The organism is Pseudomonas sp. FW306-02-D09B (assembly GCF_058782685.1).
The window spans coordinates 103,368-118,439 of record NZ_JBYSXY010000015.1; the positions used below are offsets into that span (position 1 = coordinate 103,368).

Annotated in this window: 17 protein-coding genes; 9 read left to right on the top strand and 8 right to left on the bottom strand. The window is 56.4% G+C overall.

Annotated features, from left to right (window positions below; translation table 11 throughout):
• The first annotated feature begins 286 nt into the window (after nucleotides 1–286).
• Nucleotides 287–556: a hypothetical protein gene (locus AC3WK5_RS22820; protein ID WP_054596089.1), complete on the top strand. Its 270-nt coding sequence runs from the start codon at nucleotides 287–289 to the stop codon at nucleotides 554–556.
• 196 nt (nucleotides 557–752) lie between these two features.
• Nucleotides 753–1,313 (top strand): hypothetical protein, encoded by a 561-nt coding sequence (locus AC3WK5_RS22825; RefSeq protein WP_103318838.1) that lies wholly within the window; start codon nucleotides 753–755, stop codon nucleotides 1,311–1,313.
• A 44-nt stretch (nucleotides 1,314–1,357) separates the two neighbouring features.
• On the opposite strand, the gene AC3WK5_RS22830 is transcribed toward AC3WK5_RS22825, so the two are convergent.
• From AC3WK5_RS22830 to AC3WK5_RS22850, 5 genes are read right to left on the bottom strand one after another with little or no spacing between them, the layout of a single operon-like run.
• Nucleotides 1,358–1,675 (bottom strand): cytochrome C oxidase subunit IV family protein, encoded by a 318-nt coding sequence (locus AC3WK5_RS22830; RefSeq protein WP_054598259.1) that lies wholly within the window; start codon nucleotides 1,673–1,675, stop codon nucleotides 1,358–1,360.
• 33 nt (nucleotides 1,676–1,708) lie between these two features.
• The gene (locus AC3WK5_RS22835) at nucleotides 1,709–2,422 is read right to left on the bottom strand and encodes a heme-copper oxidase subunit III family protein (protein ID WP_103318836.1); all 714 of its coding nucleotides are present in this window, start codon (nucleotides 2,420–2,422) and stop codon (nucleotides 1,709–1,711) included.
• Nucleotides 2,423–2,428: 6 nt separating this feature from the next.
• Entirely contained in the window at nucleotides 2,429–3,121 is a 693-nt protein-coding gene (locus AC3WK5_RS22840) for a cytochrome c oxidase subunit 3 (protein WP_103318834.1), read from the bottom strand.
• The gene (gene ctaD, locus AC3WK5_RS22845) at nucleotides 3,118–4,893 is read right to left on the bottom strand and encodes a cytochrome c oxidase subunit I (RefSeq protein ID WP_103318832.1); all 1,776 of its coding nucleotides are present in this window, start codon (nucleotides 4,891–4,893) and stop codon (nucleotides 3,118–3,120) included. The genes AC3WK5_RS22840 and ctaD overlap by 4 nt, the downstream gene beginning before the upstream one ends.
• Before the next feature lie 48 nt (nucleotides 4,894–4,941).
• Complete coding sequence (locus AC3WK5_RS22850; RefSeq protein WP_103318830.1) at nucleotides 4,942–6,399, bottom strand: c-type cytochrome; 1,458 nt, start codon at nucleotides 6,397–6,399, stop codon at nucleotides 4,942–4,944.
• Nucleotides 6,400–6,847: 448 nt separating this feature from the next.
• Here AC3WK5_RS22850 and AC3WK5_RS22855 point away from each other — a divergent pair, with 448 nt between their 5' ends.
• The 3 genes from AC3WK5_RS22855 to AC3WK5_RS22865 all read left to right on the top strand — a co-directional run bounded on the left by AC3WK5_RS22855 (nucleotide 6,848) and on the right by AC3WK5_RS22865 (nucleotide 8,132).
• Complete coding sequence (locus AC3WK5_RS22855) at nucleotides 6,848–7,186, top strand: hypothetical protein (RefSeq protein WP_103318827.1); 339 nt, start codon at nucleotides 6,848–6,850, stop codon at nucleotides 7,184–7,186.
• A 324-nt stretch (nucleotides 7,187–7,510) separates the two neighbouring features.
• On the top strand, nucleotides 7,511–7,693 hold the full coding sequence (locus AC3WK5_RS22860; protein ID WP_095082823.1) for a type II toxin-antitoxin system HicA family toxin: 183 nt from the start codon (nucleotides 7,511–7,513) through the stop codon (nucleotides 7,691–7,693).
• Between the two features lie 31 nt (nucleotides 7,694–7,724).
• Nucleotides 7,725–8,132: a type II toxin-antitoxin system HicB family antitoxin gene (locus AC3WK5_RS22865; protein WP_071551463.1), complete on the top strand. Its 408-nt coding sequence runs from the start codon at nucleotides 7,725–7,727 to the stop codon at nucleotides 8,130–8,132.
• Between the two features lie 35 nt (nucleotides 8,133–8,167).
• Here AC3WK5_RS22865 and tam read toward each other — a convergent pair whose 3' ends face one another.
• Both tam and AC3WK5_RS22875 read right to left on the bottom strand, forming a co-directional pair.
• Nucleotides 8,168–8,938, bottom strand: coding sequence for a trans-aconitate 2-methyltransferase (tam, locus tag AC3WK5_RS22870; protein ID WP_103318824.1), 771 nt, complete (start codon nucleotides 8,936–8,938; stop codon nucleotides 8,168–8,170).
• Nucleotides 8,939–9,290: 352 nt separating this feature from the next.
• Nucleotides 9,291–9,620, bottom strand: a complete 330-nt coding sequence (locus tag AC3WK5_RS22875) for a YXWGXW repeat-containing protein (RefSeq protein WP_019692252.1) — start codon at nucleotides 9,618–9,620, stop codon at nucleotides 9,291–9,293.
• 306 nt (nucleotides 9,621–9,926) lie between these two features.
• On the opposite strand from AC3WK5_RS22875, the gene AC3WK5_RS22880 reads away from it, so the two are divergent.
• From AC3WK5_RS22880 to AC3WK5_RS22895, 4 genes are all read left to right on the top strand, one after another.
• The gene (locus tag AC3WK5_RS22880; RefSeq protein ID WP_103318821.1) at nucleotides 9,927–11,462 is read left to right on the top strand and encodes a DUF1800 domain-containing protein; all 1,536 of its coding nucleotides are present in this window, start codon (nucleotides 9,927–9,929) and stop codon (nucleotides 11,460–11,462) included.
• A 21-nt stretch (nucleotides 11,463–11,483) separates the two neighbouring features.
• Nucleotides 11,484–12,680, top strand: coding sequence for a DUF1501 domain-containing protein (locus tag AC3WK5_RS22885; RefSeq protein ID WP_103318819.1), 1,197 nt, complete (start codon nucleotides 11,484–11,486; stop codon nucleotides 12,678–12,680).
• 452 nt (nucleotides 12,681–13,132) lie between these two features.
• A complete protein-coding gene (locus AC3WK5_RS22890) occupies nucleotides 13,133–13,636 on the top strand; it encodes an inclusion body family protein (RefSeq protein WP_054596081.1) in 504 nt (167 codons plus the stop codon).
• 122 nt (nucleotides 13,637–13,758) lie between these two features.
• Nucleotides 13,759–14,298 (top strand): AidA/PixA family protein, encoded by a 540-nt coding sequence (locus AC3WK5_RS22895; RefSeq protein WP_103318817.1) that lies wholly within the window; start codon nucleotides 13,759–13,761, stop codon nucleotides 14,296–14,298.
• Between the two features lie 210 nt (nucleotides 14,299–14,508).
• Here the strand turns inward: AC3WK5_RS22895 and AC3WK5_RS22900 are convergent, their stop codons facing one another.
• Nucleotides 14,509–15,033, bottom strand: coding sequence for a DUF4142 domain-containing protein (locus AC3WK5_RS22900; protein ID WP_103318814.1), 525 nt, complete (start codon nucleotides 15,031–15,033; stop codon nucleotides 14,509–14,511).
• Between the last annotated feature and the right edge of the window lie 39 nt (nucleotides 15,034–15,072).

Below are 15,072 nucleotides of genomic sequence, written 5' to 3' on the forward strand. Positions count from 1 at the left end.
CCGTACACTTGCGCATTGCTGTGCATTTGCAACGAGGCCTATAGTCGAGCCGGCGCCAAAATGGCGCTTCGGGTTTGGCGACTCGATGCCAATGTACAAAAGCCTCCGATCAGTTTTCGGAGCGCTTCAAAGCACTTAGCTGCCTGCTTTTTGGTAGCTGTGCGCGGGAGATCTTCGGGTCTGCCGGGTTGTCCATTGTCCGGTTCGCCAACCTGCGTACAGCTGCCACCCTTTTCGTTTGGCGACGAATGAGTGGTAGACCTCTTAACTCAATGGAACTCTACTCATGAATGAATATATGGCTTTAACCAGCAACGCCGACGACCTACCCTCCCTGTTCGTCAACACCACTCAACCGCTGCATTCACTGCTCAGCACGGCCAGTTACAGAATCCGAGCCGTGACGCAGATTCTTGAAAACCTCGCGATGCGGGGTGACATCACCACTGACTCGGTCATTCTCAGCGACTTCGCATTGCTCTGCTGCATACCTTTGCGCGACGGTTGCGATGTGCTGGATGTGATTGCGCGACGTATGGATGCAGAACCGTCCTGACGTCACAAGGGGGCGCTGTTTCGGCGCCCCTCCAGGTCTTGACACCGAAAATCACGCATGCTAGCGAATGCTATACTTCTTTCAAATTGCATGAAGTCTGCAACGTCCCCCACGGCTACAGATACCGACTGCAAATCTCAGTTAACGGCTGCAGGACAGAGGAGGTCTACAGCAAGCACGAGATGGGAGGTGTGGTATGAATCGGCACTATTACATCAGTGACAATCTCGACGATCTTGAAACCGTTGAAAATGAACTGGAAGCCAACGGCATCAATACCGAACAAATTCATGTGCTCAGTGAAGAAGTGGCTGATGTTGAAGAACATCACCTCCACGAAGTTAACTCGCTGATGAAACAAGATACTGTTCACTCTGGCGAGATTGGTGCAGTGGTCGGTGTGCCACTTGCTGCGCTGGTCCTTGGCGGCGCCTATTGGCTGGGCTGGACCCAATCCGCCGCAGGCTGGATGCCTTTTATCTTCCTGGCGATTGTTATATTGGGCTTCAGCATCTGGGAAGGCGGTTTTTTTGGTATCCAGGTGCCAAACACTCACTTCCGCAGTTTTAAACAGGTGGTCGACGAGGGTAAACATATCTTCTTCGTGGATGTTGAGCCGGATCAGGAATCGGTACTGGACCGGGTAATCGAACATCATCCAAGGCTGAAGATCGCCGGCATGGGTACGGCAGCCCCCCACTGGACAGTCGCCTGGCAGCACAAATGGCATCAGTTCAAACGAGTGATATCGGGTTAGCCCCGCAGGCTTGAGGGAGTCCGGAAGTGCCATCCGGACGTCGCTTATTGGCCGAAGAAAATCACCCGGCTGAGGAACACATAATCAGCCTCGGTGGCCATCAGTCCGACGAGCACCAGTAAACACAACGGTGGCACCAATATGGCGTAGACCATGGCCAACCGTTCCCAGGCCATGTGCATGAAGACGGAGACAATCAGACCTGCCTTCAACAACATGAGCGTGATGATCAGGAACCACCGGAGGTAGCCCTGGAAGTGAAAATAGTCGACGAGATACGACAACGTGCTGAGGACGAATAACAGCCCCCAGATTTTAAGGTACAAGCTGATTGGATGTTGCTGACCCTGGGTATGCGCCATCATCAGTGCTCCTCTTCAGAACCTGTTCACGACCTACCATAAATAGAAGAAAGCAAAAATAAACACCCACACCAAGTCCACGAAGTGCCAGTAAAGCCCGGCTATCTCGACGATCTGATAGTTTCCGGAGCGCTCATAATCTCCGCGCAATACTTTCATCGCCACAATGCTGAGGTAGATGACGCCGACTGACACATGCAGCCCGTGGAAACCGGTAATCATGAAAAAGCTGGCACCAAATTGCGCCGCCCCCATGGGGTTCCCCCAGGGACGCACCCCTTCTGCGATGAGCTTGCTCCATTCAAATGCCTGCATGCTGACGAAGGTCACCCCGAAGGCTGCGGTCGCCAGCATCAGGGCAGCGGTTTTCGCGCGATCATGGCGATAGGCGAAATTGACCGCCATGGCCATGGTGCCGCTGCTACTGATCAGCACAAAGGTCATGATGGCAATCAGAATAAGCGGGATTTCTCTACCGCCGATCGTCAATGCGAACACTTCACTGGGGTTTGGCCAGGCGCTGGTGATCGTCATGCGTACCGACATGTAGCCGGTCAAAAAGCAGGTAAATACGAACGTATCGCTGAGCAGGAATATCCACATCATCGCCTTGCCCCAAGGCACCTGCCTGAAAGCCTCTCTGTCCGAGGCCCAGTCGTTGGCGATGCCCTGCCATCCCGTTGCAGGTGGCGAGCTGGGTGGATTGGATGAAGTGGACTCGACTGGGGCTAGCGGGTGCGATGCCATGGCTTTTCACCTCAGGCCGCAGAATCTGGCAATGGCTTCATAGGTTGCCGGCGTACTGGTCAGCAGCGCGAATAGCACGAACCAAAGACCCAGTAAGTAATGCCAATAGATGGCACAGAGCTCTACGCTGGCGCTGAGTTGCGGCAACGGCACGTGATGCAGGAATTTAGCGACGGTTCTGCTCCAGGCGATCAGCCCGCCCAGCAGGTGGAACCCGTGCAGGCCGGTCAACAGGTAGAAGAAACTGTTGGCCGGATTACTGGCGACAAAATAGCCCCAGGCGACAAACTGCTGCCAGACCCAGAGTTGTCCTGTCAAAAAGGCAACTGCAAATACGCCCCCCACTGCAAAGCCAATGACCGTTGCGTCCAGCCGCCCCTGTCGGGCGGCCATACGCGACCACTGCAGGGCGATGCAGCTGAATACCAGAAAAGCCGTATTCAGCCATAGCTGCCAAAGGTTGGCCAAGGGCGCCAAGGGCTCCGTCAGGGGTTGCCAGTCGGCCATTTGCGAGCGCTCGATAAAGGCGACCAGAAAGAGAAAGAATAACGAGCTCACCACGGCCAGAAACAAGCGCAGGCCGACTCTTGCGTTTTGGATTCTATTGGCAGCCTCGGCGGCCTGAATATCCTCAGGACCACCACTCCAACTACCGCCGGGGTCAGCACCGTCGGCGTTTCTCAATAGCAGCCTGTTCATGTCTTAACGTCCGCAATCCTGGCTCCGGCACTGAGTTGCCGCATCTGCTCCAGCTCCTCGTCGGAGACCGTTTGCGGAACGAAATCCTGGTCTATTCCCGGCATGCTGTAGTCGTAGGCCCAGCGATACACGACCGGCAGCTTCGCGCCCCAGTTACCGTGTACCGGCGGGGTGTCCGGCGTTTGCCATTCCAGACTGGCTGCGCCCCAGGGGTTACTGCCTGCGGGCTTGCCTTTGAAAGTGCTCCAGGCCAGGTTGAACAGGAACAGCAGTTGGGAAACGCCGACGATCAATGCGACCACCGTAATGAAAGAATTCAGTTCTTGCGCCGACTGCGGAATGAACGCGTAGTTGTCATAGGCGTAGTAGCGGCGTGGCATACCCTGGAACCCCAGGTAGTGCATGGGAAAGAAAATCGCGTAGGTGCCGAGAAAGGTAATCCAGAAATGCAGCTTGCCGAGGGTGTCGTTCGTCATGCGCCCGGTGACTTTCGGGAACCAATGATAAATGCCGCCGAACACCACCAGTACCGGTGCGACCCCCATGACCATATGAAAATGGGCCACGACGAAATAGGTGTCCGAGAGCGGAATGTCCACGATCACATTACCGAGAAACAACCCGGTCAGACCGCCGACCAGAAAGGTGACGATAAAGGCCAGGGCAAACAGCATCGGTACGGTCAAATGAATGTCGCCCCGCCACAGGGTCAGAATCCAGTTGTAGACTTTCAGTGCGGTCGGCACCGCGATGATCAAGGTGGTGGTGGCGAAGAAAAAGCCAAAGTAGGGGTTCATTCCGCTGACATACATATGGTGTGCCCAGACCACAAAGCTGAGTACGCCAATCGCAATAATGGCCCACACCATCATTCGGTAACCGAAGATACCTTTACGCGCATGCGTGCTGATCAAGTCGGAGACCAGACCAAACGCCGGGAGAGCAACGATATAGACTTCCGGGTGGCCGAAGAACCAGAACAGGTGCTGGAATAATATTGGGCTGCCACCCTGGTGATCGAGCTGCTGCCCCAGCGAGATGATCGCCGGCATAAAGAAACTGGTGCCCAACAGCTTGTCGAACAGCGTCATGATCGCACTGACAAACAACGCCGGGAACGCCAGCAAGGCCATAATCGAGGCCATGAAGATTCCCCATACGGAGAGCGGCATGCGAAACAATGTCATGCCGTGCGTGCGCGCCTGCAACACCGTGGTGACGTAGTTCAACCCGCCCATGGTGGTTGCGACGATAAAAATCGCCAGTGAGACGAGCATCAGTACGATGCCCCACTCGGTCCCCGGTGTCCCCTTGGTAATGGACTGTGGCGGATAGAGCGTCCAGCCCGCACCGGTGGGTCCGCCAGAAACAAAGAAACTGGCGAGCAACACCAGTACCGCGAGCAGGTAGGTCCAGTAACTCAGCATGTTGACGTAGGGGAAGACCATGTCACGGGCCCCCACCATCAGCGGGATCAGATAGTTGCCGAAGCCGCCGAGAAACAAGGCCGTCAGCAAATAAATGACCATGATCATGCCGTGCATGGTCATCGCTTGATAGTAAGTACTGGCGTCCATGAACCCCAAACTACCAGGGAAGCCTATCTGCAAGCGCATCAAGTCGGACAACACCACGGCGATGATGCCCACGAATATAGCCGTCAAGGAATACTGAATGGCGATGACCTTGTGGTCCTGACTCCAGATATATTTGGTCAGGAAACTCTTGGGCTCGTGCAGTGCTTCTGTTTCGGCTTGCTCCGCATAGGCCATCACGTCATCCTCCAACTGAAGTTTCGGTGTATTGCTGGCTGCTTACGGCTACTTTCCTGGCTCCGCCTTGCTCGCGTCAGCGTCGGCATTCGCTTTGGATTTGATAAAAGCGATCAGTGCGCTCAACTCCTTATCACTCGGCGTAAAGGTCGGCATGATGGGTGCGTAACCCTTGACGATTTTGGCGTTAGGCTTGAGAACCGATTCTTTTATATAGTCCTCATCGACCTTTATCCTCGTACCGTCCTCAAGGGTTTCTGTCTTGCCATACAGGCCCTGCCAGCTGGGGCCGACGCCCTTGCTGCCATCGACACTGTGGCAGGCCAGACAGCCGAACGACTTGGCCAGCTGCTGTCCCTGCGCCGCCAAGTCTTCACCCGCGGCAGAAAGCTCATCGCCTTGGCGCGCGGTACCCAGTGATTTGATCAGGGTAACGAGAGCACCCAGTTCATCTTCATTGAGAGTATAGGCCACCATGACCGGCGGGTAGCCCTGCACCCGCCGGGCCTTTGGATCGAGAATCGCCGATTTAAGGTAAGCCTCATCGACCTGCACACTGGTGCCATCGGCAAGCTGTTCAGTGCGGCCGTACAACCCTTTCCATCCCGGGCCGAGACTGGCACTGCCATCCTGGCTATGGCAGGCGTTGCAGCCGTACTTCTCGACCAACAGCCGGCCTTTTTCCAGCACGCTGTCGCGACTGGGTTTGGCAGCTGCCGCTAATGTCTGCGCAAAAGTCGGTTGGCTGCTCAACCATTGATCGAAGGCGCCCTGTTCGTCCACGATCATATGGCCGCGCATGTTGTAATGCCCTACACCACAATATTCAGCGCACATAATTTCATATTGCCCGGTTTTAGTTGGCGTAAACCAAAAGTACGACACCATCCCCGGCACCATGTCCATCTTGCCGCGCATTTGCGGTACATCGAAATCGTGCAGCACATCTTTGGAACGCAGTAAAACTTTTACCGGCTGATCGAGCGGAAGGTGAACTTCATTGTTGAGTATCAATATATCGTCCTGCCCTGCAGGATCCTTGGGATCAAGACCGAAAGGGTTGATGGAATCAGCAAACTTGATATCCGACTTGCCCAACTTTCCGTCCCGACCGGGAAAACGAAAAGCCCACTGCCACTGTTGGGCAACCACTTCAAGTTCATAAGCTTTTTTCGGCACCCGGACGAAATCACTATAAACAACCAGGCCTGGCGCCAACATCGCGGCAATACCGACCGAGGTAACGATAATTAACCATAACTCCAATTTCTTATTGCCTGGCTGGTAGGCCGCCTTGGCACCGTCCTTGTGACGATAACGCATCACGGCGACCGCCATAAATACCGTGATGGCGATGAAAAATATTCCGCTGATGATCAGGGTGATGAACTGGGTGGTGTCTATCGACCCCCAGTTGGAAGCGGCCGGTGTCGCATGCCAAGGCGCCAGGATGTTGAACAACACTGATGCAACAACGATTAGAATCAAGATAATTGCTATTGCCATTTTCTCTTCATCCTATTCCTGTCACGCGTGGATTATGCAAAAGCATCGCCACTTAACAGCATCGTCAAATTAATATTAATCTGACGTCCCAGCAGAGCAGACAAGCACCACTGCTCCTGACGGTAAAGTCAGCAAGAAGTATAGTGCAGGAACGGAGCAAGCGCTTTTCCTGAAGTACCGTGACGCACGAGCATTCCAACTCCAACAACAAGTTAATTAGTTAAATCCATTCGCCACCTATAGCTAAAGATATTCAGCATCACGCCTCCCGGTACTCAATTGGGCATAGCGACTTGTTTCCGATCAGTCAAAATAATCAGGATCGAGCCCCACGCCCCCAAGCGACGCCCGGTTGCCAGCTATACTTAATTTCTGATTACGGACGGTAGAGATCGACCAGAAGTGGCCCGAGCTACAGAGTCCAGCAGTCCACAACGGAGGTTCCGTCATGAGTGCCTTGACGATCGAAGGCTGGTGCAAAATCAGCGGCGCCCAAAAATCCACCCCGGTGGGAGAGATCCATTTTGACGTCGATGCCCCCCTCCATCTGCGCCTGGAGGAAGCTGAAGAACGTCTGCAAAAGACCCATGAGCGTGAAGCCATGGTCGATGTCGACATGAGTTCAATGGATTTGATCCTGCCTGAGGGATACGGCCCCTTGTCCGACTGCCAAATGCGCGTCTATTTGCACGACGAACGTGGTCAGTTCCATCTGGTCGGACATCGAGCAAGCGATGGAAGCTTGATCTATACCAATGCGGTATTGATTGATCAGCTGCTTGAGTAGCGACTACGTGATTCTCGGCATCGGTTTTCTCTGCGAGGGAAGCGCGGTGCCGAAAACTCACCTTTTAAACAGAAGATGCAGAGACAAGAGAAACCGGTCCTCAGTGACCGGTTTTTCATGCCCGCCATTCAGCAATAACACGCGTTGAGCTGGCGTTGAAGGAATCAGAAACACTCCAGCGCAGCTCCTGGACACCGCGTTTTGCAGTGGTTCCTACACTGTTCCCTACCACTCATCCATTCTGTCGCCACCAGCGGTGGTTATAGTGTTGATAACTTATTTTCAGTAGGTATAGTAACCACCTACACAGCACAGGGAAGTGATGTGAATAGCCGATATTTGATAACCCAAATCGTCGCAGACGGCTGGTATCTGGTACGGGTCAGGGGCAGTCACCACCACTTCAAGCATCCCACGAAGCCCGGCCTGGTCACTGTCCCACACCCAAAAAAGGATTTACTGACCAAAACGGCCGTCAGCATCCTGCAACAGGCCCTGCTGTATTGAGTCGGCGAACAGCACCCGGAGGACAACGTACATGCTTTACCCAATTGCGATTTCAATGGGCGATAACGAACACGCCTGGGGCGTGGAAGTGCCGGATATACCGGGCTGTTTCTCGGCCGGTGATGACCTGGACGATGCGATCGCCATGGCGCGCGAAGCCATCGAAGGCCACTTCGAGATACTCGCCGAAGACGGCTCGGCGATTCCGCCCGCCAACAAGGTCACCGTGCATGCAGCCAATCCGCAGTACGCCGGCGTTACCTGGGCATTGGTGGACATCGATGTCACCAAGTACCTGGGCAAGGCGCAGAAACTCAACATCACCCTGCCCGGCTATCTGCTGACCCGTATCGACGAATACGTGCTGCATCACCCGGAAGAGAAAAGCCGCTCCGGCTTCCTCGCCTCGGCGGCGTTGAAAGTGTTGCAACAGGGCTGAGGGCAACGGCCTCAGCCCTGATGCAACAACGACCTTTAGCGGGTCGCTACGATGAATAAACGCGGGAACGGCAGCAACACCGAACCATCGGCCAGTACCGGGAAGAATGGCTCTAACGCAGCCAGGTATTGCTCGATGTACTGCGCTTTTTCCGCCTCGTCGAGTGGTTCAAGAAACGGCCGCAAACCGCTGCCCTTGAACCACTCGACCACGGCCGCAGGGCCGCCCGCCAGCGGGTGATGGTAGGTGGTGCGCCACACATCGACCCGCGAGGCGCACGAACACAGCATTTGGTAGTAGGTATTGGCATCGTCCAGGGTCGTCCGTTTCCCGGCGACGTCCGCAAGCTTGCGGGCCCAAGGCCCGTTATTGGCGACTTCACGCATCATTCGATGCGACGGTTGATCGAGGTTGTCGGGCATTTGAATCGCCAGGCTGCCACCCGGTGCGAGCTTGGCCACCAGCGACGGCAACAGCGTGGCGTGGTCGGGTAACCACTGGAACACCGCGTTGGCGAAGATCACATCGAACGGGCCGGGCTCGCTCCAGGCGGCGATATCGGCAATGTCGAAACGTACGTCCGGCAAGCGTTTGCGGGCGGCGTCGATCATGTCGGCTGAGCTGTCCAGGCCACGCACCTTGGCGCTGGCAAAGCGCTGCACGAGCAATTCGGTAGAGTTGCCGGGGCCGCAGCCGATATCGATCACCGAACGCGCATCGGTGTTCGGGATAGCGGCCAGCAAATCGCGCGCCGGGCGCGTGCGCTCATCTTCGAAAGCCACATACTGTTTGGCAGACCAGCTCATCGCGTACTCCTGTAACGAATCAGGACATGAGCGACGCGCTAGACTCTGCGTTTCGCTCGTGGGGCGCCAGTAAGCGACGGCCCTGCCAAGTTCGTCAAGACTCGGCTGGATGAGAGGGAACGCGATTCGTAGCAGCTGCCGGAGGCTGCGTTCGGCTGCGCAGCAGTCGTAAACCCTGAATCCACGGTTAACCTGAAAGAACGCGTTGCCTGATTTTACGAGCGCTTCGCACTCGAACGCAGCCTTCGGCAGCTGCTACGTATTGTCATGAATTCGAGATCGTGACAGCGTCCGGACAGCACAAAAAAGCGACCCGAAGGTCGCTCTTTTTTGATTCGGCGAAACGCTGGATCTAGTGAGCCCAGCCCCCGCCTTGCCAATGCCAGCCATCGTTGCGCTGTTCCCAATGCGGGTGCACGTAACGATAACCCCGGCGTTCCGGTTCCCAGTGCCCACGAACGGCGACATAACGCCCGCCTTCCCAGCGCCAGTAACCGCGCGACCAGACATAACCTGGCCGGCCCGCGGGCTCCACTTCGATCACCTGGACCGGTGGTGGCTGTGGCGCGATGACTTCGACGTACTCGCGTGGTGGTGGACGCCGATCGTGAACCACACGCTCCTGTACGCAACCGGAGGCCGCGATGACCACTGCTACCAATGCCGCGTAACGTAACAACATGCTGCCTCCTGAGGCTCATCGGCCAATAGAGTAACCCTGTACAACCATGCCCCCTTTACCGCCGCGCTCCTGCTTGGCGTATGAATATTTGTACCAGTAGATATCTGTCTAATACCTGAACCCACCCACAGGAACTGTGTAAAGAAAAGTTGACCTTCCACAGATCGCAGAACCTGCGAGAACAAGTGCAATGCCGACTTTGTTGAACTGCTCTAGATGCACGTTATTCAGCATCGCGTCAGCTTCACGGGTGGAAACTACACTGGCTGCAGTCGACGTCTCTCTTGATACTCGGGAACCTCCTACATGCACATGCCACATGCCGTTTTGCGCCCGTTGTGTCTGTCGACCTGTTTGCTGTTGTTTCCCTCACTCGCCTTGGCCGGCCCCCCCGCAACGCTCAACCCGAGCGACATTGCCTGGCTGCGCCGCGATGGCTTCGATCTGGATGCCGCCAACCTGGCGCGCTTGCGCAGCATGGGCCGTGAAGGTCTGCTTCAAGCCCAATTGGCCGACCGCATCAATGACCCACTGCCACCGGCAATCAACGCGCTGTTGCACAGCTATCCGGTATTAAGCGCGCCACCCGAGTCCTTGTTGCAGACATTCAAGAGCCAGCAGGAACAGCTCAAGGCCATGCCCGAAGGCGACGCCAAAAACGCCGCGAAAAAAGATGCGCAACAACAAGCCAACGAACTCGCAGAACAAGCGCGTGAAGCCGTGCTGTTGCGTGCGGTGTATGGGCCCAATCAGCTCAAGGAGCAGTTGGTGGGTTTCTGGCTCAACCACTTCAGCGTGTTTCAAGGTAAAGGTCGCATACGGGTGCTGACGGCGGACTACGCAGAACACGCAATCCGCCCACACGCGCTGGGTAAGTTCAAGGATCTGGTGATGGCCACCCTCAAGAGTCCGGCGATGCTTGAGTACCTGGACAACGCGCAAAATGCCAAGGGCAAGGTCAACGAGAACTACGCCCGCGAATTGATGGAGTTACACACTCTGGGCGTCGGCTCCGGCTATACCCAGCAAGACGTGCAGCAACTGGCGTTGATTCTGACCGGCGCCGGGCTGATGCCGCTTGATGGTCGCACGCAGAAGTTTGCTCCTCGGTTACAGACCTTGGTGGTGCGCGAAGGGCTGTTTGAATTCAATCCGCGCCGTCACGACTTCAGCGACAAGGTACTGCTTGGCCATCCGATCAGGGGCAGCGGCTTTGACGAGATCCGTCAGGCCGTGGAGCTGATCACCCGGCAGAAAGCCTGTGCGCATTTTGTCTCGCAACAGCTGGCCAAATACTTCGTTGCCGATCAGCCGCCGCCCGCGCTGGTGGAACGGATGGCCAAGACCTTCCAGGACAGCGACGGCGATATCGCCCAAGTGATGCGTACGTTGTTCGAGTCCAAGGAGTTGCTGCAAAGCACTGGTACCAAATTCAAGGACCCGATGCAGTTTGTGGTGTCGGCGGTGCGGCTGGCCTATGACGGTAAGCCGCTAGCCAACGCGAGGCCGATGATCAATTGGCTCAATCAGTTGGGGCAGCCAGTATTCGGTCACGTGACACCGGACGGCTGGCCTTTGGAATCCAGCGGCTGGTCGAGCTCGGGGCAGATGTCCAAACGCTTCGAAATCGCCCGGGCAATCGGGCGCGGGGATAACCGATTGTTTACCCCACAAGGCAGCAACCTGCCCGGTCCGGGGTTTCCGATGATCACCACACCGTTGTTCTACGAAACCATCTCTCCGCACCTTTCAGCAGCGACCCTTGGCGCGCTGAACAAGGCCGTGTCGCCTCAGGAATGGAACACCTTTTTGCTTGCCTCACCTGACTTCAATAACCGTTAAGCTGCGTAATGGGGTGTCGCCATGAATCGTCGAGAACTGCTGATTGCCGCTGTAGCAGCCGCGTCGCTGCCGTCCTTGTCGTTTAGTGCAAAGCTGTTCGCCGCCCCCGTTTCGGCACCGCGCTTTCTGATCGTATTCCTGCGCGGCGGCTACGACTGCAACAACCTGCTGGTGCCCTACTCCAGCGACTTTTACTACGACTCGCGTCCGACTCTCGCCATTGCCCGACCAGACTCGCATAACCCCAACAGCGCCATTGCACTGGACAGCCATTGGGGCCTGAACCCGGTTTTACGTGATTCGATCTACCCGTTGTGGCAACGCAAGCAGATCGCCTTCGTGCCGTTCGCCGGGACCGATGACGTGTCCCGCAGTCACTTCGAAACCCAGGACAACATCGAGTCTGGCGAACCGAGCCAACAGCGTAACCATTACGACTCGGGCTTTCTTGCACGCTTGTCGCGTCAGGTGCCGAACAGTGCGCCCATCGCGTTCACCGATGCTTTGCCCCTGAGTTTTCAGGGCGGCAACGCCATCCCTAACATCTCGTTGCGCGGTACCTCGAAACCAGCCTTCGATGCTCGGCAGTCGGCGATTCTTTCGTCGATGTACCAAAACACACCTTATGCCGCCTCCGCAGCCGGTGGCCTTGAACTGCGCCAGCAGGTGTCAAGGGATCTGCAAGAAGAGATGGTCAAGGCCAATCGTGGCGCGCCGAATGCGCAGAACTTTGCGGCCCAGACCCGGCGCATGGCAACACTGATGCGCGACCAGTACCGACTGGGTTTCGTCGATGTCGGCGGCTGGGATACCCACGTCAATCAAGGCAGCACCAGCGGCCAACTGGCCAACAACCTGGCGAACCTCGGTGAAGGTCTGGTCGCCTATGCCCAGGCGCTGGGGGATGAATGGCACAACACCACCGTGGTGGTGGTCTCGGAGTTCGGTCGCACCTTTCGTGAAAACGGCGCCAGGGGCACCGACCACGGGCATGGCACGGTGTACTGGGTACTCGGCGGCAACGTTCGCGGTGGACGCATCGTGGGTGAACAGGTGGCGGTCAACCCACAAAGCCTGCTGCAAAACCGCGATTACCCGGTGCTCAACAACTATCGGAACCTGCTCGGTGGTTTACTTGGCAGGACCTGGGGCTTATCCGCTTCGCAGTTGCAGAACGTATTTCCCGGTGCGCGTCCGGACGCATTGCAGTTGCTCTGATCGGCGATCGGCGATCGGCGATCGGCGATCGGCGATCGGCGCAAGGCTTGCTCAAAGCCATCGACGGTCAATTCTCCGACACCCTGGAAGTGAAGCTGCCGAGGTCGGTAATCGTTGCTCAATGGCACACAATTCAGAGGGAAATCAACGCTTGGGAAACGTTCTGGATCGCCATTTTCTTATCGCCAAAACATCGGAAATTAGAAGCAAAACGACCGTTCGTCGAACGAAGCCCCGTCTGTTTTGACAGCTTAAGACGGGCATCTATATTCCAGACGCGGCCTGTTGGAAGGAACCCTGGCCGGTCACTTTTATAGGCAAGGAGCCAGGCCAGCTCGTACCTTGTGATCGGTAGGTTCCCCGTAGTAGCGCGCTTACAGCAGCCGTATGGCAATCAAGCGTTGTTGTGCCTGGTAGACGCCAGGCCCTCACTATGAACAAGGAGCTTTACTATGTCTCGAGTCACGGATGTGCTTGTTTCGATCGACACCGAATCCATTCTGAAAAACTACCCGAACATCAGCAAAAATCCCAACGCGCCAACGCTCATCGATGTCAGTCATGTGTACATGGTCACCAACCGGGACAACGTGATCAATGGCCAGGCCGGTGGTGAACTCAATTTGAAAGCCTCGGTCGGTGACCTGATTCGCTGGCGCGAAACCAGCCTGTCGCAGAGCTTCGAAACAGCGGTAATTTTCTACAAGTTCATCGGCAACGCGGGTAATGAGCTGATCTCGACACCGACGCCACGCAAGGCCACCGCGTGTGTTGCCGTGCCAAACACCAGCAACCCGTCAGTGCCTAGCTGCCAGAAAGTCGATAACCATTACTGGTCTTCGGAAACCCTGGCCACCGGCAGCGTGACCTATCACTTCAACTTCCTGATCGTGAACCGGGACTGCCAGATTGTAGGTTGCTGCTCGTGGGATCCGTTCATCACCATCCGTAACTGATCTGGACGGCCCCTTGGCGACAAGGGGCTTTCCCCTCTGCCTCGCGCCCCGACTGGAACTGGATGTCTTGCGTAAGCCGCAGCGGTGGCCGCGATCGACCCACATCATGAAAGGAAGCCGTGATGTCCACAGATACCAGCGCAAACCCGTCATCCACCACTGAGCAGGCAACCAATGTGTTGCTGATTATCGACGCCGAAACCCTGCTCACCCGCTACCCGGAACCGAGCCTCGACCCGCAGCAACCGACCGTGATCGAGGACGGCTTCATTTTCACCTTTGGCGCGTCCCTGGGGACAACGCCAACGTCCAAGAGCACTTGCCTTGAACTACCGGCAAGTTCAACCAAAACCTTCCACATCCGTGGCCGAACCGTCGGCCTGCACGCCGAACACAGCGTGGTATTTTACAACCTGACTGTGGGCGACGCCGGTGTGTTCTCAAAACCGCATCTGGTGGTGCATAACGGCCAGACCTTGCCGGCCCCCAATCCCGAATCCCCCACCGAACCGCTCGCGGTAAAAGCCGATGATCACTATTGGCATTGCCAGCAGTTGAGCACCGGTGTCGAGCAATGCGAGCTGAGCTTTATGCTGGTGAACAGCAGCTGTGAAGTGCTGGGGTATTTCAGTTGGACGGTTGGGGTAAAGCTGTCGAGCTAAAGTGCCCGGACTGTTTTTGTGGCGAGGCTCGAAGCGGTACCGGCTCGCCACCTACTTTGTAGCAGCTGCCGAAGGCTGCGTTCGGCCCGCGTAGCGGCCGTAAATGTGACACCGCATCATTTCCGAGATACAGAGAACACGGTTTTGCGAGGGTTGCACCCTCGAACGCAGGCTTCGCCAGCGGCTACGGATCAAGTGAGCATGCATGACTCAACCATCCACCCGACCCGATTGGCTGTTGGCCTGAAGGGCCCTTGCCATATGCAAATGGTTTTCGAGCTTGGGCAGGGTTTCTGCAACGAAGGCCTTGAGCTCCGGTACGTCGGTGGTTTGTGCTTCCTGCTTCAACTGTTCGATGGCTTCCTGGGTGGTTTTCACCTGGCTGGCGGCAAAGGCCGTGTCGAACGAGTCGTCGTCCTTGACCTCAGGAATCAGCGCCTTGGCCTTACTGGCCACCTCGTCTCTGGGGGCGACGGGCAGATCAAGTTTCTTGGCGATTTTCGCCAGATGCTGGTTAGCCGTGGTGCGGTCGTTGATCACCACAATCGTGTAATCCTTGACCTCTTTGGATTCGGTTTTCTGGTGAGCCAGGCGGCTGGCTTCGATGTCTGCCATACCTTTGACCGAGGTGTCATTGATGAAGTCGGTTGGCGACTGGGCAAAAGCGTTGCTGGCGCCCAGGCCTAGCAACACGACAAAACTGATGGTCGATAATCGGCTGGCCATACGGCTCATGGTCGCGCCCTCCTTGAACAGGCAAATGAGTGCAACGGG

Bases quoted from the DNA above. Each gene is read 5' to 3' on its own strand.
- AC3WK5_RS22820 (WP_054596089.1), top strand. From the start codon at position 287: ATGAATGAATATATGGCTTTAACCAGCAACGCCGACGACCTACCCTCC.
- AC3WK5_RS22825 (WP_103318838.1), top strand. From the start codon at position 753: ATGAATCGGCACTATTACATCAGTGACAATCTCGACGATCTTGAAACC.
- AC3WK5_RS22830 (WP_054598259.1), bottom strand. From the start codon at position 1,675: ATGGCGCATACCCAGGGTCAGCAACATCCAATCAGCTTGTACCTTAAA.
- AC3WK5_RS22835 (WP_103318836.1), bottom strand. From the start codon at position 2,422: ATGGCATCGCACCCGCTAGCCCCAGTCGAGTCCACTTCATCCAATCCA.
- AC3WK5_RS22840 (WP_103318834.1), bottom strand. From the start codon at position 3,121: ATGAACAGGCTGCTATTGAGAAACGCCGACGGTGCTGACCCCGGCGGT.
- ctaD (WP_103318832.1), bottom strand. From the start codon at position 4,893: ATGGCCTATGCGGAGCAAGCCGAAACAGAAGCACTGCACGAGCCCAAG.
- AC3WK5_RS22850 (WP_103318830.1), bottom strand. From the start codon at position 6,399: ATGGCAATAGCAATTATCTTGATTCTAATCGTTGTTGCATCAGTGTTG.
- AC3WK5_RS22855 (WP_103318827.1), top strand. From the start codon at position 6,848: ATGAGTGCCTTGACGATCGAAGGCTGGTGCAAAATCAGCGGCGCCCAA.
- AC3WK5_RS22865 (WP_071551463.1), top strand. From the start codon at position 7,725: ATGCTTTACCCAATTGCGATTTCAATGGGCGATAACGAACACGCCTGG.
- tam (WP_103318824.1), bottom strand. From the start codon at position 8,938: ATGAGCTGGTCTGCCAAACAGTATGTGGCTTTCGAAGATGAGCGCACG.
- AC3WK5_RS22875 (WP_019692252.1), bottom strand. From the start codon at position 9,620: ATGTTGTTACGTTACGCGGCATTGGTAGCAGTGGTCATCGCGGCCTCC.
- AC3WK5_RS22880 (WP_103318821.1), top strand. From the start codon at position 9,927: ATGCACATGCCACATGCCGTTTTGCGCCCGTTGTGTCTGTCGACCTGT.
- AC3WK5_RS22885 (WP_103318819.1), top strand. From the start codon at position 11,484: ATGAATCGTCGAGAACTGCTGATTGCCGCTGTAGCAGCCGCGTCGCTG.
- AC3WK5_RS22890 (WP_054596081.1), top strand. From the start codon at position 13,133: ATGTCTCGAGTCACGGATGTGCTTGTTTCGATCGACACCGAATCCATT.
- AC3WK5_RS22895 (WP_103318817.1), top strand. From the start codon at position 13,759: ATGTCCACAGATACCAGCGCAAACCCGTCATCCACCACTGAGCAGGCA.
- AC3WK5_RS22900 (WP_103318814.1), bottom strand. From the start codon at position 15,033: ATGAGCCGTATGGCCAGCCGATTATCGACCATCAGTTTTGTCGTGTTG.